Below are 22,914 nucleotides of genomic sequence, written 5' to 3' on the forward strand. Positions count from 1 at the left end.
CCGAGGCAAACCAAGATGACCAAACCCGTTACGCCCAAAAGCCAGATGGAGCTGCAGCAGTTCAACCGGATGAAGGCCGTCTATCACGACAAGGATGGCGATGCGAAGGCGCGTCATTCCCCTTGGTTCCGTGGGCCGCGCCCCAAACGCAATCCCGACAGCGCCAAGATGGTCGCACACACGGCCGCCGCCGATCAGGTCATTGATGGCTGGGCGCCCGAAACCCCCGCGATTGACGGGAATACCAAGATTACGGCGTTCGGGTCCTGCTTTGCTGCCAATATTTCCAAATGGCTGGGCAAGCGCAATTATCGCGTCAGCGCCGAAGACCCCAACGCCCAGGACGCCTATGTGGTGCGCATCGGCGAAGGCATGGTCAATTCCTTCGTGATCCGCCAACAGTTTGAATGGGCTTGGGAAAATCGCTCCTTTGATGAAGATCTGTGGCATGGCTACGACAAGGAAGTTTACGGCTACGACGAAGACGTGCGCCTGCAAACCAAGGCGCTGTTTGACGACACGGATGTGTTTGTTCTCACGTTTGGCCTGTCGGAAATCTGGTATGATGCGCAGACCGACAATGTGTTCTGGCGCACCGTCCCGAAAGAGGCGTTTGACCCCGAACGCCACCTTTTCCGCGTCTCGACCGTCGAAGAAAACCGCGACAATATCGCTGCGATCTATCAGTTGATCCGCAAGCACCGCCCCGATGCCAAGGTGATCATGACCCTGTCACCGATCCCGCTGATCGCCACTTTCCGCGACACCAGCTGCATTACGGCCAATTCGGTTTCCAAATCCGTGCTGCGCGTCGCGATCGACGAGGTGATGCGCGAATACAGGGACGACGGGCACCTGTTCTACTGGCCCAGTTTTGAATTGATCATGGATGTGTTCCGCGCCCCCTTCAAGGAAGACAGGCGCCACATCGACCCGCAGATCCTTGATTTCATCATGACCCAGTTTGAACACACCTGGTGCAAGCCCGAAGACGGCGATATTCCGTCCCTGCTTGAAGCCTGGGTGCGCGCCCGCGTGGCCGCCGGTTTCCTGCCCAAACGCGTCTTGAAATTCGTTGACAAACGGATGAGCGAGCGGCTCCGCGATATCACGACCAAGTCGATCTTTGATGATGTGGACGAACCAGAGGCATCGCGCGCGCTTCTGTTGGCGCTGGCTGACGAATTTGACGCGCAAAAGGCGGGCAAGGCCACGTAAACACAATTGAAAAACGGCGTGCCCCGGTGCGCCGTTTCCTAAATCCAGATCGGGATCAGGGTGGCGATCAGCGCCGCCGCCATGGTCCAGTTGAAGGCACGCAAGCGTGACGGGGTGGCCAGCCAGCGGCGCACCTGCGTCCCGCCCCATGCCCAGACGGATACCGAGGGCAGGTTGACCAGCGAAAACACCACCGCAACGATCAATGCGCCCCACCAGCCCGACCCGACGGGTGCGTAATAGGTCTGCGCCGTGATCGCCATGTAAACGGCCTTGGGGTTGACCCACTGAAACGCCGCCGCCTGTAGAAATGTCAGGGGTTTGCCCTTGGCCTGCGCATCCTTGGGGGCTGCGGCATTGGCGATTTTCCACGCCAGATAGGCCAGATAAAGCGAACAGATCACCAGCATCGCCTGTTTGATCACCGGATAGGCGTTGAATACCGCAATCAGCCCGATCCCCAGCAAGAACCCCATGAAGCCGTGGCCGAGCGAGATGCCCAACATATGCGGAATCGTCCGGCGCACCCCGAAATTTGCCCCCGATGCCATCAGCATCAGGTTGTTGGGGCCGGGCGTAATCGAACTGACCATCGCAAAGACGATCAGCGCTGAAAGAAGGTCAAATGTCATTGCGCAACTTTATGGTGGGACGGGCGCAATGTAATTGCAAAGTTGCGACCATTCGTGATTATCCTGCAATCCATGAATGATATTGACCAAATAAACGACAAGATATTGCGCGAGCTTTCCCGAAATGGGCGGATCAGCAACCTGGATCTGGCGGACAGGGTTGGCCTTTCGCCATCGGCCTGTCTGCGCCGCGTTCAGGATCTTGAAAAACGCGGGGTGATCCGCGGGTATCGCGCGCGTCTTGATCCGGCCAAGGTGGGGCGCGGTTTTGTCACCTATGTGGCCGTGGGCCTGGCGGAGCACTCAAAGGCCGCGCAAACGGGGTTTGAAAAGGCGATGGACCGCGCCCCCGAAGTCACCGAATGCCACAATATTGCCGGTGCGTTTGAATACTTGCTGCGCGTCGAAACAACCGATCTTGCCGCTTACAAGACTTTTCACTCCGATCACCTTGGGACGGTTGCGCAGGTGCGCTCGATTACCAGCTTTATGGTGATGGGCACCACCAAGGACGACCGGTCCTGACCCCGCCATAAAAAAATGGCGACGCCCGGGAGGAGGTGGGCATCGCCATTCGTTGCGTCGGATCGTTCAGGGAGGAGGTCGAACGACCTGTCACGTATTTGGGTGATGCGGCGACATCGGGAGGAGGTGATGCCGCCGCTTCAGGTGTGACGACCCGGTCAGGGAGGAGGAAGACCAGATCATCAAACGCGCCTTTCCGGGAGGAGGTGGATCAGCGCATTTCCGTCTTTCGGGCTGCTCTGGGAGGAGAAAGCACCGATGTTTTGGTGATGCGGCGACATCGGGAGGAGGTGATGTCGCCGCGTCAGTGTTGATGGCCGGTCAGGGAGGAGGAGGACCAAACCACCACGATCAAGCGCACCCTAAAGGGAGGAGGTGGGCGCGCTTAAAACCTTGAATTAGTTGCCGTAAGCGGCCTGATAGGCGACCGACTTGATGTTTGCGCGGGCCAAGCCCAGATCGGCCAGTTCGCGGTCGCTCAGGTCGGACAATTCGTTCAGTGTCGCGCGGTAAGTGCGGTAGTTGGCGAAGCGGGTTGCCAGTGTTTCGCGCAGGTTTGCGAAGCGGCTAAAGTCAAAACCGGCGACGCGGATATCGGAAGCGTGTGCCATAGTGTTATCTCTCTTCTTTCATGCTGCTGCTCGGCAGCGGTTGGTTGTGCGGGCGTTTCCCGCTCCAAGCGATGTTAGCGCTCTCGTGAACAAACATAGGCTAATGCTGCACCTGCACAACACGCCGTTTAGTCAATGCTGCCATGCAGCAAATGCATAGTAAAAGTTTTGTGAAATCAGCGTGTTGGTTAATTTTTCAGCAATGACCTAGGGTCGCCTTGCACTTTGCCTTGCGCTTGGCACATGGTGGCGCAAGTTTAGGCAATTCAAAAACTCTGGAGGCCGCACATGGCTGTTACCCCCAAGGATATCCACATGGCGCTGGCGCGGATCACATTGCCCGATGGTGGCGATCTGGTGTCGCGCGACATGCTGCGCGCGCTGACGGTCGACGGTTCGGCCGTGCAATTCGTGATCGAAGCCCCGACACCCGAAGACGCGCAGCGCATGGAACCTGTGCGCGCCGCCGCCGAAACGGCCGTGGCCGCACTGGACGGCGTTGAAACCGTGTCGGTGATCCTGACGGCCCATGGCCCTGCCGCCAAACCGGCCGCCCCGCCAAGCCTGAAAATCGGCGGCCACCCGAAACCGCAGGACGGCCCCGAACGGGTTGCCGGGGTGGACCGGATCATCGCGATCGGATCGGGCAAGGGCGGCGTGGGCAAATCCACGGTGTCGTCCAACCTTGCCGTTGCCTTGGCACGACAGGGGCGGCGCGTTGGCCTGCTTGATGCTGATATCTACGGGCCGTCCCAGCCGCGCATGATGGGGGTCAACAAACGCCCCGCATCACCGGATGGCAAGACGATCATCCCCCTTCACGCGCATGGCGTGACGATGATGTCGATCGGTCTGATGGTTGATCCGGCCAAGGCCGTCGTCTGGCGCGGGCCGATGCTGATGGGCGCGCTGCAACAGATGCTGACGCAGGTTGAATGGGGCGAATTGGACGTGCTGCTGGTCGATTTGCCGCCCGGAACCGGTGATGTGCAACTGACCCTGTGTCAGAAAACCCACCTGTCCGGCGCGATTGTCGTGTCCACGCCGCAGGATGTGGCGCTGCTGGATGCGCGCAAGGCGCTGGACATGTTCAATACGCTGAAAACCCCCGTCCTGGGTCTGATCGAAAACATGTCCACATATATATGTCCCAATTGCGGGCACGAGGCGCATCTATTCGGCCATGGCGGCGTCGCGCGCGAGGCCGAGGCGATTGGCGTGCCGTTCCTTGGATCATTGCCGATTGATCTGGACACGCGCCTGGCAGGCGATGCGGGCACGCCGATCGCCGCAGGCGACAGCGCGATGGCGCAGGCATATGCCACGCTTGCCAAGCGTCTGGTTGACGGGGGCATGGGGTAAAGGCCAGATGCTGCGATGATCATCCGCCCTGCAACCCCTGATGACTGGCCCGCGATCTGGGCGCTGCTGAAGCCTGTGTTTCGCGCCGGTGACACTTACGCCATTGATCAAGACATAGCACAGGATGCAGCCCGCGCCCTGTGGATGGACGCGCCAGCGCAGACATATGTGTGTGAAGACGGGGCCCTGTTGGGGACTTACTATATCAAACGCAATCACGCGGGGCGCGCGCGCCATGTGTGCAACTGCGGTTATGTCACGGCGGCGGCGGCGCAGGGGCGCGGCGTTGCCACGCAGATGTGTGTCCATTCCCAAACCGCCGCCCGCGCGCTGGGGTTTACGGCGATGCAGTTCAATCTGGTGCTGGCGTCCAACAGCGGCGCGCTGCGACTGTGGCAACGGCTTGGCTTTGACATCGTCGGCACATTGCCGCGCGCATTCGATCACCCCACGCAGGGGGTGGTGGACGGGCATATCATGTGGAAACAGCTTTAGCCTTTGGATGTGGGAAAGCGTGGGTCTGGTGCGGCAGGCGCCGAATCACGGGTCTTGATTCTGCGATTCCAACCTGACTTTGCACAAAAATCTTGTGTCATGACCTGTTATTCTTGGTTCAGGGCGGGTAATGCACGCCTTATGTTGGAAAAATGTTGGGAAAATCTGGAACTTTTTGGGTGAGGGTCGAAAACACCACATATTGTATGCTGCACTGTTCTCGACCGCCACAATTCGTGCATTGGGCTGGTTTTCGCCGACTAGTTGTTGTGTTCAAGGGTGCCCAAAAACAACATATGGACCATAGTTTCCCAAAAAAACCTTTGCGTCCCATGCTTTCCCATGGCACAAACTTCTCACGGTAGACGGGCAGACAAATACGGGGCACCAAACGACCCCACCGACCGGAAGGTCAGGTTTCATACAGGCACCCATACACCGAACAAAGAGATCCGGCGCGCGAGCGAGCAGACATCCCCCCAGGTGGCGCGCGCAGCTGGACATCCCGGTAACGGGACGAGGGCGGCGGATTGATCAGTGGCAGCAGATCAATCCGCCGTTTCCTTTTCAAACACAGGTTTTGGGGGAAAGTAGAGAGGCCGCGGGACAGTGGTTCTGAGTTTCAGAGGCGAATTCAACCAGAAGGTTGACGGAAAGGGACGTATGTCGATCCCTGCCGATTTTCGTGCTGTGCTCACGGATGGTGATCCGCGCTGCCCCGAAACCCCCAATCCCCGCATGGTCGTTTTGCATGGTGCACACCTGAAAAACTGCCTGCACGCTTATACGATTGATGCCATGGCCGAGATCGAGGCCGGTATTCGCAAGCTGCCCCGCGGCAGTGCCGAGCGCAAGCGCGCCAGCCGGATGATCCTTGGCAAATCTTGGGACACCGAAGTTGATAAAGACGGCCGTGTCGTCTTGCCACAGCGTCTGCGCGAACAGATCGGGCTGGACGGAGAGGCGGTTATGGTGGCCATGGGCGACTATTTTGAAATCTGGAACGCCGCCACCTACGACGCAGTTGAAAACGCCGAAACCGATGCCTGGCTGGCCGAATTGCCCGATGACTTTGATCCGCTGAGCCTCATAGACGGGCCGGACGGAGAATGATGATGTCGGCTGCCACCGTCACCCCCCACATCCCCGTGCTTTTGCGCCCGATTATCAAGGCCGTTTCACCCCTGTCAGGCGTTTGGCTGGACGGCACGTTCGGTGCTGGCGGCTATACCCGTGCGTTGCTGGACAATGGCGCCGAAAAGGTGATCGCGGTGGACCGTGATCCGCTGACCTTTGAAATGGCTGCCCCTTGGGTCGGTAATTACGGCGACCGTTTGGAGCTGGTGCAAGGCACGTTTTCGCGCCTTGATGAATATGGCAGCGATCTTGATGGCGTGGTGCTGGACCTTGGGGTCAGCTCCATGCAGCTTGATCTGGCGGAACGCGGCTTTTCCTTCATGAAGGACGGCCCGCTGGACATGCGCATGTCGCAAGACGGTCCAAGTGCTGCCGATATCGTCAATACCTACGCCGAAGAAGACATTGCCGATATTCTGTTCCGTTACGGCGAAGAGCGCGCAAGCCGCCGCATTGCCGCCGCCTTTGTGCGCGCCCGCAACGAAGCCCCGATTACAACAACCGGCAAACTGGCCCGATTGGTCGAGGGCTGCTTGCCCCGCGCCAAAAAGGGCCAAAGCCACCCCGCGACCCGCAGCTTTCAGGCGCTGCGGATCGCCGTGAATGACGAGTATGGCGAGTTGGCCCAGGGTTTGATGGCCGCCGAGCGCGCGTTGCGTGCGGGTGGTCTTTTGGCCGTCGTGACCTTTCACAGCGTCGAGGACCGCATGGTGAAACGGTTTCTTCAGGCCCGTTCAGGCGGGGGTGGTAACGCCAATCGTTACGCCCCCGTCGTTGAACGCGACAAACCGGCCTTTGACATCATCAACCGCAAGGCCATCGGGCCGGATGATCAGGAACTGGACGAAAATCCGCGGTCGCGCTCGGCCAAGCTGCGTGTGGCGCGGCGCACCGATGCGCCCGCAGGTGTGGTTGATCGGTCAGATCTGGGTATGCCACTGTTGAAAGGGGAAAGCTGATGCGCGGTTTTCTTTTCGTGTTTTCGATTTTGGGTGTGATGGGCCTTGCGTTTTGGGCCTATCAGGAAAACTACCGCACCCAACAATCCCTGCGCGAAGTGCGCGGCTTGCACAGCAGTATCGGCGCCGCACACGAGCGGTTGAACGTCTTGCGCGCGGAATGGGCCTATCTGAACCGCCCCGACCGCCTGCTAGATCTAGCCGAACTCAACTTTGACCGGCTGGGCCTGTTGCCCTTGATGCCCGATGCCTTCGGGCGGATCGAACAGATCGAATATCCGGCCCTGCCGCTGGGGCCGATCATCGACCCGATCGAAGTCAGCAGCGACAATGCCCCCGAATTAGAAGAGGGGGATATCGAATGATCCGCACACCACTGCGCCCGCTTGCCCGTATCCTCAAGGCCCGCGCGGACGGGGAAAACCCCGACGCGATCGAGGCCGAAAACCTGCGCCTGCGTCACGAGGCCATGCGCGACCGTGCCCGCACCCGCGCCGAAGGGCGCCTGTTGGTGCTGGGGGTGATGTTTTTCTGCGCTTTTCTGGTGGTCGGTCTGCGCATGGGGGCGCTTGCGTCATCCGTGCCCGAAGAACCCCGCACTGCCGCAACGGGCAACCCGATAATTGGCCAACGCGCTGATATAGTTGACAGAAATGGCCGCATTCTGGCGACCAATCTGGAAACCCATTCGCTTTATGCGCAAATTCCCGACATGGTCGACCCGCAGCGCGCCGCCACGGAACTGGCCGCGATTTTTCCTGAACTGGACGCCGAAGACCTGTTGAAGGATTTCACCGGCGAGCGGCGCTTCTTGTGGATTCGCCGCCAGATCAGTCCCGAACAGATGCAGGCCGTGCATGATATCGGCGATCCCGGATTGCTGTTTGGCCCACGCGAAATGCGTCTCTATCCCAACGGGTCCGTTGCCGCGCATATCCTTGGCGGCGCATCTTATGGCCGCGAAGGCGTGCATTCTGCCGAAGTGATAGGTGTCGCCGGCGTGGAACGCGCGTTTGATGATTTCCTGCGCGACCCTGCCAACGAAGGCCGCCCGCTGGAACTGTCGATTGACCTGACGGTGCAAGCCGCAAGCGAGCGCGTCTTGCAAGGTGGCATGATGCTGATGAGCGCCAAGGGCGCGGCCTCGGTCCTGATGGATATCCACACAGGCGAAGTGATTTCCATGGTGTCGCTGCCCGATTTTGATCCCAATGACCGCCCGCAGGTCTTGCTGGAGGGTGATCAGTCCGACAGCCCGCTGTTCAACCGTGCCGTGCAGGGCGTGTATGAACTGGGATCAACCTTCAAGATTTTCGCGGTCGCTCAGGCGATTGATCTTGGCCTGATCAATCCCAACACGATGATCGACACGCGCGGCCCGCTACAATGGGGCCGATTCCGCATCCGCGACTTCCACGACTATGGCGCGCAACTGTCCGCCACCGAGGTAATCGTGCAATCGTCAAACATCGGCACCGCGCGTATCGCCATGATGATCGGCAGCCAGCGCCAACAGGACTTTTTGCGCAGTCTTGGCCTTTTGGCGGCCACCCCCGTTGAATTGTCCGAAGCGCCCAGCGGCGCGCCCCTAACCCCGCCCAATTGGTCGGAACTGTCGACGATGACAATTTCCTATGGCCACGGGCTGTCCACATCGCCTCTGCATCTGGCTGCGGCCTATTCCAGCGTCGTCAACGGTGGAACGTTCGTGCGCCCGACTCTGGTGCGTCAGGACCGACCCGTCGTTGGCCCGCGCATCCTAAGCGAAAGCGTGTCGCGCACCGCCGTGGATATGCTGCGCGCAGTTGTGACGGATGGCACCGCATCATTCGGCGACGTCGCGGGCTATCAGGTGGGTGGCAAAACCGGCACCGCCGACAAACCGCGCGAGCGTGGGGGCGGCTATTACGACGACAAGGTCATTGCGACATTTGCATCCGTCTTTCCGGCTGACAATCCGCAATACGTGTTGATCGTGACGCTGGATGAACCCACAATTGACGCGCTGGGCGAGGCCCGCCGCACGGCCGGTTGGACGGCCGTTCCCGTGGCCGCCGAAATGATCCGCCGCGTGGCACCTTTGCTGGGGATGCGACCAGACGTTGAAACCGCCTCGCCTGTGGGTGTAACACTCACCGCAAACTAGGGTGGGAACACATGGGCAATCGCGCGGATCCAGATCAGAAAACATCATCGCTGGCCGCGCTGGGCCTGACTGCGCGCGCCGGGCGCGAGGCACAAATCACCGGCCTGACCGTTGACAGCCGTGAGGTGCGCGAGGGCGTGTTGTTCGCAGCCTTGCCCGGTGCGCGTGTCCACGGAGGTGAATTTATCAAGTTCGCGCTGCAAATGGGCGCTGGTGCAATCCTGACGGATGCGCAGGGCGCCGAAATTGCCGCCGCTGAACTGGCCGCAAGTGACGCCGCCCTGATCGTCGCCCAGGACCCGCGGCAGGCCCTGGCGCAAACCGCATCCCTGTGGTTTGGTCCGCACCCCGACACGGTGATCGCCGTCACGGGCACCAACGGCAAGACATCCGTCAGCACATTCGCCCGTCAGATCTGGGTGGAAATGGGGCTGCACGCCGTCAACCTTGGCACTACGGGCGTCGAGGGCGCGTGGACCCATCCGCTGAAACACACCACCCCCGAACCGATCACCCTGCACCGTGTCATGGCGCAGGCCATGGGCGCGGGCGTGACCCATGTGGCCATGGAGGCCTCAAGCCACGGGCTTGAACAGCGCCGCCTTGACGGGGTGTTGCTGGCCGCTGCCGGTTTTACCAATTTCACCCAGGACCACCTTGATTATCACCACACCTTCGAGGCCTATTTTGACGCCAAGATGGGCCTTTTCACCCGCGTTCTGCCTGATGACGGCGTGGCCGTGATCAATCTTGACGATCCCAAGGGCCCACTTGTGGCGCAGATCGCCGAAGAACGCGGGCAAGAGGTGATCGGCGTGGGCCGCTCACCCGACGCCCGCCTGCGCCTGTTGGGCCAGCGCATGGATGCAACGGGGCAGGAGTTGCGCTTTGACTGGCAGGGCCGCACGTTTACGACCCGCCTGAACCTGATCGGGGATTTTCAGGCTGACAATGTGCTGCTGGCCGCCGGTTTGGTGATCGCCGCTGGCGGTGATCCGGCGGATGTGTTCGACACCCTGCCGCACCTGACAACCGTGCGCGGGCGCATGCAACTGGCCGCAACCCGCGACAATGGCGCATCGGTGTTCGTCGATTACGCCCATACACCCGATGCCATATCCACCGCCTTGCAGGCCATGCGCCCGCATGTGATGGGCCGACTGATTGCCATCGTTGGCGCGGGCGGCGACCGTGATGCCACCAAACGCCCGCTGATGGGACAGGCGGCGGCTGAAAATGCCGATCTGGTTTTTGTCACCGATGACAATCCACGTTCCGAAGATCCTGCCACGATCCGCGCGGCGGTCATGCTGGGGTGCCCTGACGGCATCGAAGTGGGTGATCGCGCCGAAGCAATCTTGCGCGGTGTCGACGCCCTGCAACCGGGTGACGCGTTGTTGATCGCAGGCAAGGGCCACGAAAGCGGGCAGGTCGTCGGTGATGATGTCTTGCCATTTGATGACGCCGAACAGGCAAGCGTGGCCGTGGCTGCCCTTGACGGGAGGATCTGATGGCGCTTTGGACATCCAGCGAGGCCGTCGCGGCCACGGGCGGCAAACTGACCCGTGACTGGCAGGCAGATGGCGTCTCGATCGACACGCGCACCATTCAGGCGGGTGATCTGTTTGTGGCATTGAAGGACCTGCGCGACGGCCATGATTTTGTCGCCATGGCACTGGAAAAAGGTGCCGCCGCCGCCCTTGTGACCCACCGCCCCAATGGCGTTGCCGAAGACGCGCCACTGCTGATCGTGCCTGATGTGCTCAAGGCGCTCGAGGCTTTGGGGCGCGCGGCGCGCGCACGCGCCCATGCACGGATTGCCGCGATCACCGGATCGGTTGGCAAGACATCGACCAAGGAAATGCTGCGTATCGTTTTGGAACGACAGGGGAAAACCCACGCGGCCGAGGCAAGTTACAACAATCACTGGGGCGTGCCGCTGACCTTGGCGCGCATGCCACAGGACACGCAATTTGCGGTGATTGAAATCGGGATGAGCAATCCGGGCGAAATATCCCCGCTTGCGCGGATGACCCGCCCGCATGTGGCGATGATCACCACCGTGGCCGCCGCGCATCTTGAAGCGTTTGACAACATCGAAGGGATCGCACGCGAAAAAGCCGCAATCATGGACGGGCTGACCGCCGATGGCATTGCCGTGCTGAACGTCGATATCGACACAGCGCCGGTCTTGCTCAATTACGCGGCCAAGCGCGGGGCCAAGGTTATCCGGTTCGGGCAAATGGCCCCCGACTGGCATCTGAAACACGTCCGTCTTGCGGCGGGCAGCACCGTTGTGCAGGCAGAGGCGCATGGCGACGCGATCCTGTTCAAGCTGACAACCGCGGGCCGCCATTTCGCGATGAACGGGCTGGGTGTTCTGGCCGTGGCCGAAGCCTTGGGCGCTGATCCGGTCGCCGCCGCGATGGACATCGCCACATGGGCCCCCCCCGCCGGGCGCGGCACGCTTGAAACTGTCACGCTTGATCCGGCCAGCACGGATGACACGCTCGCGCTGATTGATGACGCCTTTAACGCCAATCCAACGTCATTGGCGGCGGCGCTTGAAGTCCTCGCTGCCTCGGTTCCCGTTGATAACGTTGGGCAAATCATCAAGGGGCGGCGGATTGCCGTGCTTGGTGACATGCTGGAACTGGGGCCGGACGAAATGGCGATGCACGCTGCCTTGGCTAACGATGCGTCGCTTGAACAGGTCGATCTGATCCACTGTGCGGGTCCACGGATGCGCCACCTTTTTGATGCATTACCCGATGATCGGCGCGGACGCTGGTGCGAAACGGCGGCCGAACTGGCCGAGATGGCCAAGGGGTTGGTAGATGCGGGCGATGTTGTCCTCGTGAAGGGATCAAAGGGAAGCAAGATCAGCCTTGTCGTTGACGCCATCCGCAAACTGGGGCATCGCAAACCCCGTAATGAAAAAGAGGTCTGAGTAGATGCTATATTGGTTAACCGCCCTGTCTGACGGGGGCGATTTCTTTAACCTCTTTAACTATATCACCTTTCGCGCGGGCGGAGCCTTTATCACGGCCCTGCTGTTCGGGTTCATGTTTGGCCCGCCCCTGATCAACGTGTTGCGCCGCCGCCAGGGCAAGGGCCAGCCGATCCGCGATGACGGCCCCGAAGGCCATTTCGTCAAGGCAGGCACGCCCACCATGGGCGGGTTGTTGATCGTCGGGGCCTTGCTGACCGCGACCCTTCTTTGGGCACGCTGGGACAATCCGTTCGTGTGGATGGTGCTTTTCGTGACCATGTCGTTCGCCCTGATCGGTTTTGCGGATGACTACGCCAAGGTGTCCAAGCAAACGACCGCAGGTGTGTCCAGCAAGGTGCGGCTTTTGCTGGGTTTCGTGATTGCCGGTGTCGCGGGGTATTGGGCCGCGCAATACCATCCGGGCGAGTTGACCAACCAGCTGGCCTTTCCGGTGTTCAAGGATTTGCTGTTGAACCTTGGCATCCTGTTCGTTCCGTTTTCGATCATTGTGATCGTTGGCGCGGCCAATGCCGTAAACCTGACGGACGGGCTTGACGGGCTTGCGATCATGCCGGTGATGATCGCCGCCGCGACATTGGGCGTGATCGCCTATGTGGTCGGACGTGTCGATTTCACCGAAGATCTGGGTCTGCACTATGTGCCCGGCACCGGTGAATTGCTGATCTTTACCGCCGGTCTGATCGGTGGGGGACTTGGGTTTTTGTGGTATAATGCGCCCCCTGCCGCCGTGTTCATGGGCGACACCGGATCACTGGCCCTTGGCGGGGCGCTGGGCGCCATCGCCGTGGCGTCCAAGCACGAAATCGTTCTGGCCATCGTTGGCGGGCTGTTCGTGGTCGAGGCCCTGTCGGTGATCATTCAGGTCCTCTACTTCAAACGCACCGGCAAACGCGTGTTCCTGATGGCCCCGATCCATCATCACTACGAGAAAAAGGGCTGGGCCGAGCCGCAGATCGTGATCCGTTTCTGGATTATCGCGCTGATCCTCGCAATGATCGGTCTGGCGACGCTGAAAGTGCGTTAGGGGGCGTGGGTTGAAACCCACGTTACAAAGACACCGTAAGGTGGGACTTGACCCACGCGATCAGACCGGAATCAAGCCATAGGTGTTCGGTAGGCAATCGCCACACGCACACCGCGCGCCGTGCATCGCCAGCCCGGCGGGGCGGCCTGTCGATGCACGGCGGCTGCGCCTTGATTCCGTGCGGGCAACCATTTGAACCTACGTCTCACCTTGCGCCGCTTGCCCAAGAACGGCACTCTGCCCGCCAACATCAAGGGGCGTTTCACATGATTCCAGTGCAGGGGTATGCGGGCCATAAGGTTGCGGTTCTGGGCCTTGGCCGGTCCGGCCTGGCCACAGCCCGCGCGCTGGTCGCAGGGGGCGCGACACCCATCGTCTGGGACGATGGCCAGCCCGCGCGCGACTTTGCCGAAACCGAAGGTTTCACCGTCACGGACCTGACCAAACAGGGCGCGCTGGAGGGTGTCGCCGCGCTGATCACCAGCCCCGGTATCCCCCATCTTTACCCCGCCCCCCATCCCGCCATCGCAGCCGCATGGGCCGCGGGCGTGCCGGTGGACAACGATATCGGCCTCTTTTTCCGCAGTTTTGCCACACAGGACTGGGACAATTTCGAACGCACACCGCAGGTCGTCGCCATCACCGGCAGCAACGGCAAGTCGACCACCTCGGCCCTGATCCACCATATCCTGACCGAAGCAGGCCGCCCCGCGCAACTGGCCGGCAATATCGGGCGCGGTGTTCTGGACATCGACCCCGCCCACGACGGCGAGGTGATCGTGCTGGAACTGTCCAGCTATCAAACCGATCTGGCGCGCGCGCTGACGCCCGATGTGGCCGTGTTCACGAACCTGTCGCCTGACCACCTTGACCGGCACGCCGGGGCAGGCGGGTATTTCGCCGCCAAACGCCGCCTGTTTGCCGAAGGCGGGCCGGACCGCGCGGTGATTGGCGTGGACGAACCCGAAGGGGGCTATCTGGCCAACCAACTGTCCGAAGGGACGGGGGATGATCGGGTGATCCGTGTGTCATCGGGGCAAAAACTGACGGGCAGTGGCTGGAATGTCTTTGCCCGCAAAGGGTTTCTGGCCGAATGGCGCAAGGGTCGTCAGGTGGGGGCGATTGATCTGCGCGACATCGCGGGCCTGCCCGGCGCACATAACCACCAGAACGCCTGTGCCGCCTATGCCGCCTGTCGCACGCTGGGGCTGGGGCCAAAACAGATCGAAGCCGCGCTGCACAGCTTTGGCGGTCTGCCCCACCGCAGCCAGCGCATCGCCGAACAGGGCGGCGTGGCCTATGTGAATGACAGCAAGGCCACAAACGTCGATAGTGCCGCCAAGGCCTTGCAGGCGTTCAGGAATATCCGCTGGATCTGCGGCGGTCTGGAAAAGGAAGGCGGGTTGGACGGGCTGTTGCCACACACAGGGTCAGTCGTCAAAGCCTATGTAATCGGGCGCGAAGCGGCTGCGTTTGCCGTGCAACTGCGCGGTGTCGAGGCCGAGGTCTGCACCGACATGGCCACCGCTGTAACCCGTGCCGTAGCCGAGGCGCAGGACGGCGACACCGTGTTACTGGCCCCCGCCGCCGCCAGTTTCGATCAATACGACAGCTTTGAAAAGCGCGGCGATGATTTTATCGCGCAGGTGCGGGTGGCGCTGGGGGAGTAGGTCGGACGATTCAGCACTTCGTCTGCTTTGCGGACGAAGTGGACATTCCCGTGTTTGCGCGACTGTAAACAACAATCGCAACCGGCGCGCATGCGCCATGCCCGACCTCCCCCACGGGAGGGCATATTGCAACTTCTGCTGTGCATGGAGCGTTTGTTTAACTTTTAAACTATGGCCACTACAAAACCGCGAGCCCCTCCCGAGGTCGGGCATGGCGCATGCGCGCCTATGTCCCGTTAGGGCTCAAAGCGGTCATTCACCGACAGGGCAAGCGGGTTAACACAAAACGATTATGTGTGGTTGCCTGCACGGCTCGCAATCGCCACCCCAGCCGCCCAGCCGCTCGACCATGCCCATTGGAAATTATAGCCCCCCAGCCAACCGGTCACATCTACCGCTTCGCCAATGAAATAGAGGCCCGGCACGGCCTTGGCCTCCATCGTTTGTGATGACAGCCCGTCGGTATCGATCCCGCCAAGCGTCACTTCGGCGGTGCGATAGCCTTCGGTGCCGGTGGGGCGCAGTTCCCAGTTTTCCAAGCGATCACAAAGGTCGCGCAGATGCGCGTCGCTGGCATCTGCCAGATTGCCTTCAAGGGGCAGGGCGGGGGCAAGGTAATCTACCAGTCGCGCGGGCAGTTGCAGGGCCAGCACGGTTTTCAGCGCCTTGCGCCCCGCAATTTGCCGCTGGTCGCGCAGGGCATCAAACAGCGCCCCATCGGGGATCAGGTTGATATGGATCGGTGCGCCGTCAGACCAGTAGCTGGAGATTTGCAACATCGCCGGGCCGGACAGCCCGCGATGGGTGAACAACATTGCCTCGTCGAAACCCGGCCCATCCGCCTGCGCGCGCACGGGCGTGGCAAGGCCGGACAGTGGTGCGAACGGATTGTCCGAAAAGGTGAACGGCACAAGGGCCGCGCGCGTGTCCGTCACGGCCAGCCCGAATTGGCGCGCGATGTCATAGGCCATGCCTGTCGCGCCCATCTTGGGGATGGATTTGCCACCGCAGGCGACGATCACATGGCGCGGGGTCAGGGTGTGCAGCGTGCCGTCCTGCTTTATCACGGCGCGAAAGCCATCATCAGTCTTGCACAGGTCCAGCAGCGCGGTGCGCAGCAGCAACTGCGCCCCCGCCGCCGCCATTTCCGCCTGCAACATGGCAATGATGTCCTTGGCGGAGGTGTCGCAAAACAATTGGCCCAACGTCTTTTCATGCCACGGGATGCCGTGGCGCGCGACCAGATCAAGGAAATCCCATTGGGTATAGCGTTTCAGCGCGGATTTGGCGAAATGCGGGTTGCGGGACAGGAAATTGCCTGCCGTGCAGCCCATGTTGGTAAAGTTGCAGCGCCCGCCACCGGAAATGCGGATCTTCTCGCCCGCGGCCTTGGCGTGATCAATCACCACGACTCCGCGCCCCGCGTGGGCCGCAGCCATCATACCCGCCGCGCCAGCACCGATAATGAGCGTTTCACATTCCATTGCCACGGGGTGCCTTGGAACGCCCCCTAGCGCAAGAGGCATAGTAACCTGCGTTTCAACGCAGCTTACGCCTTATTTCACTGGAAACGCTGCGCATTTGCCGTTAGGGTTGCAATCAGACCCGGCAAACGGGCGATGTTGAGGCAAGTTGGCGGTATTCAAATGACCGAGATGGTATTCGGGGCAGTTCCCGTTCGCGCAGGCGATCCTGTTCTTCCGCGCTGGTGGCGCACGATTGATCGCTGGACCCTGTCCTGCATTCTGGTCCTGTTCGGGATCGGGCTTTTGCTGGGGCTGGCATCCTCGCCACCGCTGGCATCGAAAAACGGGTTCGAGCCGTTTTATTACGTGCAGCGTCAGGCGTTCTTTGGCGGTGTCGCGATGGCGGCGATGTTCATTACCTCGATGTTGTCGCCGCAGGTTGTGCGCCGTTTGGCGGTGTTGGGGTTCGTGGCGACCTTTGTCGCGCTGGCCTTGCTGCCCGTGCTTGGCACTGATTTCGGCAAAGGGGCCGTGCGCTGGTATAGCCTTGGTTTTGCTTCGGTGCAGCCATCAGAGTTTCTGAAACCCGGTTTTGTGGTCGTCGCGGCATGGTTCATGGCCGCCTCGCAGGATTTGGGCGGACCACCCGGCAAATCCTATTCCTTTGTGCTGGCCATCGTGATCGTGGCCTTCCTTGCGATGCAGCCCGATTTCGGGCAAGCTGCGCTGGTCTTGTTCGCATGGGGCGTGATGTATTTTGTCGCCGGTGCGCCGATGCTGTTGCTGTTGATCATCGCCGGAACGGTGGTCTTTGCAGGCACGGTTTTCTATTCCAATTCCGAACACTTTGCCCGCCGGATTGACGGGTTCCTGTCACCAGACCTCGACCCGACAACGCAGCTGGGATACGCCACCAACGCCATTCGCGAGGGCGGTTTTTTCGGCGTTGGCGTAGGCGAAGGGCAGGTGAAATGGTCGCTGCCTGATGCGCATACGGATTTCATTATTGCCGTCGCCGCCGAGGAATACGGGCTGATCTGTGTTTTGCTGATCATCCTGCTTTACGCGACCATCGTCGTGCGATCCTTGATGCGTCTGATGAAGGAACGTGATCCGTTCATTCGCCTTGCCGGGACCGGGCTTGCCTGCATTTTTGGGGTGCAGGCGATGATCAACATGGGCGTGGCCGTGCGCCTGCTGCCCGCCAAGGGGATGACCCTGCCGTTCGTCAGCTATGGCGGCAGTTCCGTCATCGCATCGGGCATTGCCGTGGGCATGTTACTGGCGTTCACGCGCACACGGCCCCAAGGTGAAATCGGAGATATTTTGATGCGGCGGGGGCGGTAGAATGTTTTCAGGCGGGCGTGGGTTGAAACCCACCTTACGGGACAAAGTAACGTGGGTCGTGACCCACGCGCCGGTGACGGCATGACGGACGCACCTCTGATCGTGATCGCCGCTGGCGGCACCGGTGGCCACATGTTCCCCGCTCAGGCCGTGGCCGAGGCGATGCTGGCCAAAGGCTGGCGCGTGACCCTGTCCACCGACAAGCGCGGCGCGCGCTACACCGGCGCATTCCCCAGCGCTGTCGCGATCAAACAGGTGCGCAGCGCGACCTTTGCCCGTGGTGGTATCGCCGCCAAACTTGCCGTGCCGTTGCGCATTCTGGGCGGGGTCATGGCCGCGACCTGGCGCACGTTCCGCGACCGCCCCGCCGTAGTTGTCGGCTTTGGTGGCTATCCCAGCATTCCCGCTGTCGCAGCCGCGTGGGTGATGCGCGTGCCGGTGATGATCCATGAACAGAACGGTGTGCTGGGCCGCGTGAACCGCCTGTTTGCCAAGCGCGTGAGCAAGGTCGCGTGCGGTACATGGCCAACGGCGCTGCCTGACGGCGTGACCGGTATCCACACCGGGAACCCCGTGCGTTCTGCCGTGTTGGAGCGTGCAGGTGCGGGCTATATCCCACCCGGTGACTATCCGATGTCGATCCTTGTGATGGGCGGCTCGCAGGGTGCGCGTATCCTGTCCGATATCGTCCCGCCTGCGATCAGCGCCTTGCCCGAAGATATCCGCCGCAACGTCCGTGTCGCCCATCAGGCCCGCGACGAAGACCTGATGCGCGTGGCCACATATTATGCGGATGAATGCATCGTTGCGGATGTGGAAACCTTTTTCACCGATGTGCCCAACCGCATGGCCGATGCGCAATTGGTGATCAGCCGCGCAGGGGCATCCAGCGTGGCTGATATCAGCATCATCGGCCGCCCGGCGATCCTTGTCCCCTACGGCGCAGCGACCGGTGATCACCAAACCGCCAATGCCCGCCAGCTGGTCGCGGCAGACGCGGCGATCATGACCCCCGAAAGCCAGCTTGAGGTCGACACGCTAAGTGCACAGATCGCCAGTGTGTTGGGCCAGCCCGACACGGCGATGAAGATGGCCAACGCCGCCCTGTCCTGTGGTGTGCCTGACGCCACGAACCGCCTTGTGGCGCTGATTGATGAACTGGCCGGAGCGGCCACCCCCGACACAGAACAGACGAAAGACGAGGCATGAACGCAGCAACCAAACTCCCCCTTGATGTTGGCCCGATCCACTTTGTCGGGATTGGCGGGATCGGCATGTCCGGTATCGCCGAAGTGCTGCTTAACCACGGGTATGTGGTGCAGGGGTCCGACCTCAAGACCTCGAAAATCACCGACCGGCTGGCCGAAAATGGCGCGCTGATTTTCGAAGGCCAACGCGCCGAAAATCTGGCTGACGCCGAAGTCGTGGTGATCTCGAGCGCGATCAAACCCGGCAATCCGGAACTCGACGAGGCCCGCCGCCGCGGCCTGCCCGTCGTGCGCCGCGCGGAAATGCTGGCCGAACTGATGCGCCTGAAATCCAACATCGCCGTGGCGGGCACCCATGGCAAAACCACCACCACCACGATGATGGCCGAACTGATGGTTGCGGGGCATTTCGACCCGACCGTCATCAACGGCGGCATCATCCACGCCTACGGGTCCAACGCACGGATGGGGCAGGGCGAATGGATGGTCGTCGAGGCCGATGAATCTGACGGCACTTTCAACCGCCTGCCTGCGACAATCGCGATTGTCACCAACATCGACCCCGAACACATGGAACACTGGGGGTCCGAGGAAAACCTGCATCGCGGCTTCCTTGATTTCGTGTCCAACATTCCGTTCTACGGGCTGGCCGTGTGCTGCACCGATGATCATGACGTGCAGGCGCTGGTCGCCAAGATCACTGATCGCCGCGTTGTGACTTACGGGTTCAACGCGCAGGCCGATGTGCGCGCCCAAGGCCTGCATTATAAGGGCGGCGTCGCACATTTCGACATCGTCCTGCAGAACGAGGGCAAGGTGATCGAAGGCTGCACATTGCCCATGCCGGGTGATCACAACGTATCAAACGCCCTGTCGGCTGTGGCAGTGGCGCGCCATCTGGGCATGAAGCTGGATGAAATCCGCGCGGCACTTGCGGCCTTTGGCGGGGTAAACCGGCGCTTTACCAAAGTGGGCGAAGTTGGCGGCGTGACGATCATTGATGACTATGGCCACCACCCGACCGAAATTGCTGCCGTGCTAAAGGCGGCGCGCCAATCAAGCGAAGGCCGCGTGATCGCCGTGCACCAACCGCACCGCTATAGCCGTCTGCACAACCTGTTTGATGATTTCTGCACCTGTTTCAATGATGCCGATGTCGTTGGTATCGCTGACATTTACGCCGCTGGCGAAGATCCGATCGCAGGCGCGAGCCGAGATGATCTGGTGCAGGGTCTGGTCCAGGCAGGCCACCGCGATGCCCGCGCTGTGCCCGACGAGGCCGCGCTGGCGCAACTGGTCCGCGACACCGCCAAACCGGGTGACATGGTCGTCTGTCTGGGCGCTGGCACGATCAGCGCATGGGCCAATGCCTTGCCGGAGAAGCTGAAATGAAAGCAGGCGGGCAAGCACTTTCCTTTGCAATTGCGCTGTCTGCGACGGCTGTTTGGGCCGATCCGCTGATCCTGCTCGACCAACAGGGCGAGGTGCGCGGCGACGAAGGTGTTTTGGTGCAAGCCTATCAAGCGACCGTGCCGATGCAGGACGCCGAGGTCGGCGATGCAATCCGCGCAGCCCTTGGTGATGCGATGGCGGGCGATCCGCATGATTTCATCTTTGTCTTCGTCTATCCCGTTGACCTAACAGCGGAAAACCTGGAAATGGCGGGGCAGGAAAGCACCTTTGCCGCCTATGGCTACATGACCAAAGACAGCGCCACTGCGGGCTGGGTGTGGAACTTCTATCGTCACCCCGACGACCCCCAAGGCACTTTGCAAACCTGCGGTTCCGAATGGGAACCGGGCTGTCACTTTGCGTTGCGAGGTGACGAATGAGCTGGGCCTATATCATCGCCGCGGCGGTCGTTTTAACGGGGCTTATCGCCGTGACGAAACTGCTGCGCCGGATGATGTTTGCCTTTGCGATTGCCGTCACGGTGCTGTTGGTCATCCATATGCAGACCAACCCGACCGAAGGGGTGGCCGCATTGGCCGTGATGGGCGGGGGGCTTGGGTTCGCCGGACCATTCCGGCGTCTGCTTCGGCGGGGGTTCCTATGAGCAATGTCGTGATCCTGTCGTGTTTCTGGGTGCTGGCGGCGACTGTCGTTGCCTTTTTGCCCATGCGTTTGCAAATGATCCCCGGAATGGCGCTGCTGATCGCTGCACCTGTGTTGATCGTCTGGTTGGGGGCGATGCACGGCTGGTGGATTTCCGCGATTGCCTTTGCCGCCTTCGGGTCGATGTTTCGCAACCCGCTGATTTACCTATTCCGCCGCGCACGCGGTCAAAGGCCGGAGATCCCGAAATGAGCATATCCCTGATCCTTGCCTTTCTCTGGTTCATCGTCGCTAACCTGATGGCGATGGTGCCAAGCCGCGACAATCACTGGCGTCGCGCCTATGTGCTGATCGCGATTGGTGTGCCGTTGGTAGGGTATGTAACCTATGAAAACGGGCCGCTTCTGGGGCTTTTGGTGCTGGCGGCGGGTGCCTCGGTGCTGCGCTGGCCGGTGATCTATCTGGGCCGCTGGATGCGGCGGCAGATCAACGATGGTGAGGGCGTGTAGTGGAAATTTTCAGCCTTGCCGTACTGCTGATTCTTGGACTTGGCCCCTCGGCCTACGCCTTGGGCAAAAAAGCGGGCTATCGGTCGGTCTGGATTTGGGTCGTTCTGGCGGCGTTGGGATATCTTTATTGCTTTGTCGCCGGATATAATGCACCCGGCATGTGGGGACCGATTGAATATATTGGCGTCGCCCTGATCGTCGTGACACCTGCGGCAATCGCTGCCATCCTTGGCGCAGTTATCGGCGCTTTTCACAAGGAAGAAATGGCGCGCAAGGCCGCGCGGCAGTCCGAACCGGCCAGCACTGAATAGGGGCAAAGCATGGATCCCGTCGTTTATCCCATCACCGTTTTCATTTTCGGGGGCCTTGCGGCTTACGGTCTAGGGCGGTTGATCGGCTACAAGACTGTCTGGATTTTTGTTGCGCTCGCCGTCATTGGTTACGCGATTTGCGGAGTTTCTGCGATGAACTCTACGGGTGAGTGGGCGGGTCTAGTTCAAATGCTGATAGCGATGTTTGTGATCTCGCCTGCTTTGGTTGGCGCGTTGGTCGGTGGCGTGATTGGCGGCTATCACAGGCAACGCAAAATGATTGAGCGATTTAATGACCAGTAACCTCCCGCCCGTTCGCGGAACATTGACACCGAACCGCCCGCTGGCTGATCTGACGTGGATGCGTGTGGGCGGGCCAGCCGATTGGCTGTTCCAGCCCGCAGATGTGGATGATCTGGCGCAGTTTCTGGCTGCACTTGATCCTGACGTTGCGGTGTTTCCCATGGGCGTGGGCAGCAACCTGATCGTGCGGGACGGGGGCGTGCGGGCCGTCGTTGTGCGCATGGGGCGCGGGTTCAACGGGATCGCATTTGATGGCACGCGCGTGCGGGCAGGGGCGGCGGCCCTTGATGCGCACGTGGCGCGCAAGGCGGCGACCGAAGGGCTGGACCTGACATTCCTGCGCACGATTCCCGGCACGATTGGCGGCGCTGTGCGGATGAATGCCGGTTGCTATGGCAGCTATATGGCCGATGTCTTGGAAAGCGTCACAGTTGTGTTGCGTGACGGCACAGTCACCGAAATGGCCGCCGATGCGCTGGCGCTTGCCTATCGCCAATCCACCCTGCCCAATGGCGCGGTGATTGTTGGTGCGGTATTGAACGCCCCAAAGGGCGATCCGGCCGCGCTGGACCAGCGCATGGCGGACCAGCTGGCCAAACGCGACGAAACCCAACCCACCAAGGACCGCACGGCCGGCAGCACGTTCCGAAATCCGGCCGGATTCAGCAGCACAGGACGGGCTGACGACACCCACGATCTGAAGGCCTGGAAGGTGATTGATGACGCGGGGATGCGCGGTGCGACACGCGGCGGGGCGGTGATGAACACCAAGCATTCCAATTTCCTGACCAACGCGGGCGGCGCAACTGCCGCCGATCTGGAAGGATTGGGCGAAGATGTCCGAAAAAAGGTTTACGATTCAAGCGGTATCACGTTAGAATGGGAAATTATGAGGGTCGGTGAACCGGCCGCTGATACCTAAG

General features: G+C 61.0%; 25 protein-coding genes. 22 read left to right on the forward strand and 3 right to left on the reverse strand.

What is annotated here, in order from left to right; translation table 11 throughout:
• Window positions 1-15 precede the first annotated feature (15 nt).
• Window positions 16-1,218 carry a GSCFA domain-containing protein gene (locus SJY21_RS15870; protein WP_377512925.1) on the forward strand — a complete coding sequence of 401 codons (1,203 nt, stop codon included), beginning with the start codon at window positions 16-18 and terminating at the stop codon, window positions 1,216-1,218.
• Between the two features lie 38 nt (window positions 1,219-1,256).
• Here the strand turns inward: SJY21_RS15870 and SJY21_RS15875 are convergent, their stop codons facing one another.
• The gene (locus SJY21_RS15875) at window positions 1,257-1,850 is read right to left on the reverse strand and encodes a LysE family translocator (protein WP_377512927.1); all 594 of its coding nucleotides are present in this window, start codon (window positions 1,848-1,850) and stop codon (window positions 1,257-1,259) included.
• Window positions 1,851-1,922: 72 nt separating this feature from the next.
• On the opposite strand from SJY21_RS15875, the gene SJY21_RS15880 reads away from it, so the two are divergent.
• Window positions 1,923-2,375 (forward strand): Lrp/AsnC family transcriptional regulator, encoded by a 453-nt coding sequence (locus SJY21_RS15880; protein WP_377512929.1) that lies wholly within the window; start codon window positions 1,923-1,925, stop codon window positions 2,373-2,375.
• A gap of 398 nt (window positions 2,376-2,773) precedes the next feature.
• Here SJY21_RS15880 and SJY21_RS15885 read toward each other — a convergent pair whose 3' ends face one another.
• Complete coding sequence (locus tag SJY21_RS15885; protein WP_377512931.1) at window positions 2,774-2,986, reverse strand: DUF1127 domain-containing protein; 213 nt, start codon at window positions 2,984-2,986, stop codon at window positions 2,774-2,776.
• Window positions 2,987-3,274: 288 nt separating this feature from the next.
• Here SJY21_RS15885 and SJY21_RS15890 point away from each other — a divergent pair, with 288 nt between their 5' ends.
• From SJY21_RS15890 to murD, 10 genes are all read left to right on the forward strand, one after another.
• Window positions 3,275-4,348 (forward strand): P-loop NTPase, encoded by a 1,074-nt coding sequence (locus SJY21_RS15890; protein ID WP_377512933.1) that lies wholly within the window; start codon window positions 3,275-3,277, stop codon window positions 4,346-4,348.
• A gap of 15 nt (window positions 4,349-4,363) precedes the next feature.
• Window positions 4,364-4,843 carry a GNAT family N-acetyltransferase gene (locus SJY21_RS15895; protein ID WP_377512935.1) on the forward strand — a complete coding sequence of 160 codons (480 nt, stop codon included), beginning with the start codon at window positions 4,364-4,366 and terminating at the stop codon, window positions 4,841-4,843.
• A 663-nt stretch (window positions 4,844-5,506) separates the two neighbouring features.
• Entirely contained in the window at window positions 5,507-5,956 is a 450-nt protein-coding gene (locus tag SJY21_RS15900) for a division/cell wall cluster transcriptional repressor MraZ (RefSeq protein ID WP_377512937.1), read from the forward strand.
• The gene (rsmH, locus tag SJY21_RS15905) at window positions 5,956-6,939 is read left to right on the forward strand and encodes a 16S rRNA (cytosine(1402)-N(4))-methyltransferase RsmH (protein ID WP_377513270.1); all 984 of its coding nucleotides are present in this window, start codon (window positions 5,956-5,958) and stop codon (window positions 6,937-6,939) included. Before SJY21_RS15900 ends, rsmH begins: the two co-directional genes overlap by 1 nt.
• A complete protein-coding gene (locus tag SJY21_RS15910; protein ID WP_377512939.1) occupies window positions 6,939-7,304 on the forward strand; it encodes a cell division protein FtsL in 366 nt (121 codons plus the stop codon). The genes rsmH and SJY21_RS15910 overlap by 1 nt, the downstream gene beginning before the upstream one ends.
• Window positions 7,301-9,085 carry a peptidoglycan D,D-transpeptidase FtsI family protein gene (locus SJY21_RS15915; RefSeq protein WP_377512941.1) on the forward strand — a complete coding sequence of 595 codons (1,785 nt, stop codon included), beginning with the start codon at window positions 7,301-7,303 and terminating at the stop codon, window positions 9,083-9,085. Before SJY21_RS15910 ends, SJY21_RS15915 begins: the two co-directional genes overlap by 4 nt.
• 11 nt (window positions 9,086-9,096) lie before the next feature.
• Window positions 9,097-10,596, forward strand: a complete 1,500-nt coding sequence (locus tag SJY21_RS15920; protein WP_377512943.1) for a UDP-N-acetylmuramoyl-L-alanyl-D-glutamate--2,6-diaminopimelate ligase — start codon at window positions 9,097-9,099, stop codon at window positions 10,594-10,596.
• On the forward strand, window positions 10,596-12,035 hold the full coding sequence (murF, locus tag SJY21_RS15925; RefSeq protein ID WP_377512945.1) for a UDP-N-acetylmuramoyl-tripeptide--D-alanyl-D-alanine ligase: 1,440 nt from the start codon (window positions 10,596-10,598) through the stop codon (window positions 12,033-12,035). Before SJY21_RS15920 ends, murF begins: the two co-directional genes overlap by 1 nt.
• A gap of 4 nt (window positions 12,036-12,039) precedes the next feature.
• Complete coding sequence (gene mraY / locus SJY21_RS15930; RefSeq protein WP_377512947.1) at window positions 12,040-13,122, forward strand: phospho-N-acetylmuramoyl-pentapeptide-transferase; 1,083 nt, start codon at window positions 12,040-12,042, stop codon at window positions 13,120-13,122.
• A 266-nt stretch (window positions 13,123-13,388) separates the two neighbouring features.
• Window positions 13,389-14,792, forward strand: a complete 1,404-nt coding sequence (murD, locus tag SJY21_RS15935; protein WP_377512949.1) for a UDP-N-acetylmuramoyl-L-alanine--D-glutamate ligase — start codon at window positions 13,389-13,391, stop codon at window positions 14,790-14,792.
• A gap of 290 nt (window positions 14,793-15,082) precedes the next feature.
• On the opposite strand, the gene SJY21_RS15940 is transcribed toward murD, so the two are convergent.
• Window positions 15,083-16,276 (reverse strand): NAD(P)/FAD-dependent oxidoreductase, encoded by a 1,194-nt coding sequence (locus tag SJY21_RS15940; protein WP_377512951.1) that lies wholly within the window; start codon window positions 16,274-16,276, stop codon window positions 15,083-15,085.
• A 162-nt stretch (window positions 16,277-16,438) separates the two neighbouring features.
• Between SJY21_RS15940 and ftsW the strand changes: the two genes are divergently transcribed.
• The 10 genes from ftsW (at window position 16,439) to murB (ending at window position 22,913) form a co-directional block, all read left to right on the forward strand.
• Window positions 16,439-17,605, forward strand: coding sequence for a putative lipid II flippase FtsW (ftsW, locus tag SJY21_RS15945; protein WP_377513272.1), 1,167 nt, complete (start codon window positions 16,439-16,441; stop codon window positions 17,603-17,605).
• 81 nt (window positions 17,606-17,686) lie between these two features.
• Complete coding sequence (gene murG / locus SJY21_RS15950; RefSeq protein WP_377513274.1) at window positions 17,687-18,814, forward strand: undecaprenyldiphospho-muramoylpentapeptide beta-N-acetylglucosaminyltransferase; 1,128 nt, start codon at window positions 17,687-17,689, stop codon at window positions 18,812-18,814.
• Window positions 18,811-20,205: a UDP-N-acetylmuramate--L-alanine ligase gene (gene murC / locus SJY21_RS15955; protein ID WP_377512953.1), complete on the forward strand. Its 1,395-nt coding sequence runs from the start codon at window positions 18,811-18,813 to the stop codon at window positions 20,203-20,205. The genes murG and murC overlap by 4 nt, the downstream gene beginning before the upstream one ends.
• Entirely contained in the window at window positions 20,202-20,645 is a 444-nt protein-coding gene (locus SJY21_RS15960; protein ID WP_377512955.1) for a hypothetical protein, read from the forward strand. The genes murC and SJY21_RS15960 overlap by 4 nt, the downstream gene beginning before the upstream one ends.
• Window positions 20,642-20,869 (forward strand): hypothetical protein, encoded by a 228-nt coding sequence (locus tag SJY21_RS15965; protein ID WP_377512957.1) that lies wholly within the window; start codon window positions 20,642-20,644, stop codon window positions 20,867-20,869. Before SJY21_RS15960 ends, SJY21_RS15965 begins: the two co-directional genes overlap by 4 nt.
• Complete coding sequence (locus tag SJY21_RS15970; protein ID WP_377512959.1) at window positions 20,866-21,120, forward strand: DUF2484 family protein; 255 nt, start codon at window positions 20,866-20,868, stop codon at window positions 21,118-21,120. The genes SJY21_RS15965 and SJY21_RS15970 overlap by 4 nt, the downstream gene beginning before the upstream one ends.
• Window positions 21,117-21,377: a DUF2484 family protein gene (locus SJY21_RS15975; protein WP_377512961.1), complete on the forward strand. Its 261-nt coding sequence runs from the start codon at window positions 21,117-21,119 to the stop codon at window positions 21,375-21,377. Before SJY21_RS15970 ends, SJY21_RS15975 begins: the two co-directional genes overlap by 4 nt.
• Window positions 21,377-21,688 carry a hypothetical protein gene (locus tag SJY21_RS15980; RefSeq protein WP_377512963.1) on the forward strand — a complete coding sequence of 104 codons (312 nt, stop codon included), beginning with the start codon at window positions 21,377-21,379 and terminating at the stop codon, window positions 21,686-21,688. The genes SJY21_RS15975 and SJY21_RS15980 overlap by 1 nt, the downstream gene beginning before the upstream one ends.
• Window positions 21,689-21,697: 9 nt before the next feature.
• Window positions 21,698-21,991 (forward strand): hypothetical protein, encoded by a 294-nt coding sequence (locus SJY21_RS15985; RefSeq protein ID WP_377512965.1) that lies wholly within the window; start codon window positions 21,698-21,700, stop codon window positions 21,989-21,991.
• A complete protein-coding gene (gene murB, locus SJY21_RS15990) occupies window positions 21,981-22,913 on the forward strand; it encodes a UDP-N-acetylmuramate dehydrogenase (protein ID WP_377512967.1) in 933 nt (310 codons plus the stop codon). The genes SJY21_RS15985 and murB overlap by 11 nt, the downstream gene beginning before the upstream one ends.
• The last annotated feature ends 1 nt before the right edge of the window (window position 22,914 follow it).

The sequence above is a fragment of the Octadecabacter sp. R77987 genome, from assembly GCF_042466115.1.
Classification (GTDB): domain Bacteria; phylum Pseudomonadota; class Alphaproteobacteria; order Rhodobacterales; family Rhodobacteraceae; genus SW4.

Excerpts from the sequence above, each read along its gene's own strand:
- SJY21_RS15870 (WP_377512925.1), top strand. The coding sequence starts at position 16 with ATGACCAAACCCGTTACGCCCAAAAGCCAGATGGAGCTGCAGCAGTTC.
- SJY21_RS15875 (WP_377512927.1), bottom strand. The coding sequence starts at position 1,850 with ATGACATTTGACCTTCTTTCAGCGCTGATCGTCTTTGCGATGGTCAGT.
- SJY21_RS15880 (WP_377512929.1), top strand. The coding sequence starts at position 1,923 with ATGAATGATATTGACCAAATAAACGACAAGATATTGCGCGAGCTTTCC.
- SJY21_RS15885 (WP_377512931.1), bottom strand. The coding sequence starts at position 2,986 with ATGGCACACGCTTCCGATATCCGCGTCGCCGGTTTTGACTTTAGCCGC.
- SJY21_RS15890 (WP_377512933.1), top strand. The coding sequence starts at position 3,275 with ATGGCTGTTACCCCCAAGGATATCCACATGGCGCTGGCGCGGATCACA.
- SJY21_RS15895 (WP_377512935.1), top strand. The coding sequence starts at position 4,364 with ATGATCATCCGCCCTGCAACCCCTGATGACTGGCCCGCGATCTGGGCG.
- SJY21_RS15900 (WP_377512937.1), top strand. The coding sequence starts at position 5,507 with ATGTCGATCCCTGCCGATTTTCGTGCTGTGCTCACGGATGGTGATCCG.
- rsmH (WP_377513270.1), top strand. The coding sequence starts at position 5,956 with ATGATGTCGGCTGCCACCGTCACCCCCCACATCCCCGTGCTTTTGCGC.
- SJY21_RS15910 (WP_377512939.1), top strand. The coding sequence starts at position 6,939 with ATGCGCGGTTTTCTTTTCGTGTTTTCGATTTTGGGTGTGATGGGCCTT.
- SJY21_RS15915 (WP_377512941.1), top strand. The coding sequence starts at position 7,301 with ATGATCCGCACACCACTGCGCCCGCTTGCCCGTATCCTCAAGGCCCGC.
- SJY21_RS15920 (WP_377512943.1), top strand. The coding sequence starts at position 9,097 with ATGGGCAATCGCGCGGATCCAGATCAGAAAACATCATCGCTGGCCGCG.
- murF (WP_377512945.1), top strand. The coding sequence starts at position 10,596 with ATGGCGCTTTGGACATCCAGCGAGGCCGTCGCGGCCACGGGCGGCAAA.
- mraY (WP_377512947.1), top strand. The coding sequence starts at position 12,040 with ATGCTATATTGGTTAACCGCCCTGTCTGACGGGGGCGATTTCTTTAAC.
- murD (WP_377512949.1), top strand. The coding sequence starts at position 13,389 with ATGATTCCAGTGCAGGGGTATGCGGGCCATAAGGTTGCGGTTCTGGGC.
- SJY21_RS15940 (WP_377512951.1), bottom strand. The coding sequence starts at position 16,276 with ATGGAATGTGAAACGCTCATTATCGGTGCTGGCGCGGCGGGTATGATG.
- ftsW (WP_377513272.1), top strand. The coding sequence starts at position 16,439 with ATGACCGAGATGGTATTCGGGGCAGTTCCCGTTCGCGCAGGCGATCCT.
- murG (WP_377513274.1), top strand. The coding sequence starts at position 17,687 with ATGACGGACGCACCTCTGATCGTGATCGCCGCTGGCGGCACCGGTGGC.
- murC (WP_377512953.1), top strand. The coding sequence starts at position 18,811 with ATGAACGCAGCAACCAAACTCCCCCTTGATGTTGGCCCGATCCACTTT.
- SJY21_RS15960 (WP_377512955.1), top strand. The coding sequence starts at position 20,202 with ATGAAAGCAGGCGGGCAAGCACTTTCCTTTGCAATTGCGCTGTCTGCG.
- SJY21_RS15965 (WP_377512957.1), top strand. The coding sequence starts at position 20,642 with ATGAGCTGGGCCTATATCATCGCCGCGGCGGTCGTTTTAACGGGGCTT.
- SJY21_RS15970 (WP_377512959.1), top strand. The coding sequence starts at position 20,866 with ATGAGCAATGTCGTGATCCTGTCGTGTTTCTGGGTGCTGGCGGCGACT.
- SJY21_RS15975 (WP_377512961.1), top strand. The coding sequence starts at position 21,117 with ATGAGCATATCCCTGATCCTTGCCTTTCTCTGGTTCATCGTCGCTAAC.
- SJY21_RS15985 (WP_377512965.1), top strand. The coding sequence starts at position 21,698 with ATGGATCCCGTCGTTTATCCCATCACCGTTTTCATTTTCGGGGGCCTT.
- murB (WP_377512967.1), top strand. The coding sequence starts at position 21,981 with ATGACCAGTAACCTCCCGCCCGTTCGCGGAACATTGACACCGAACCGC.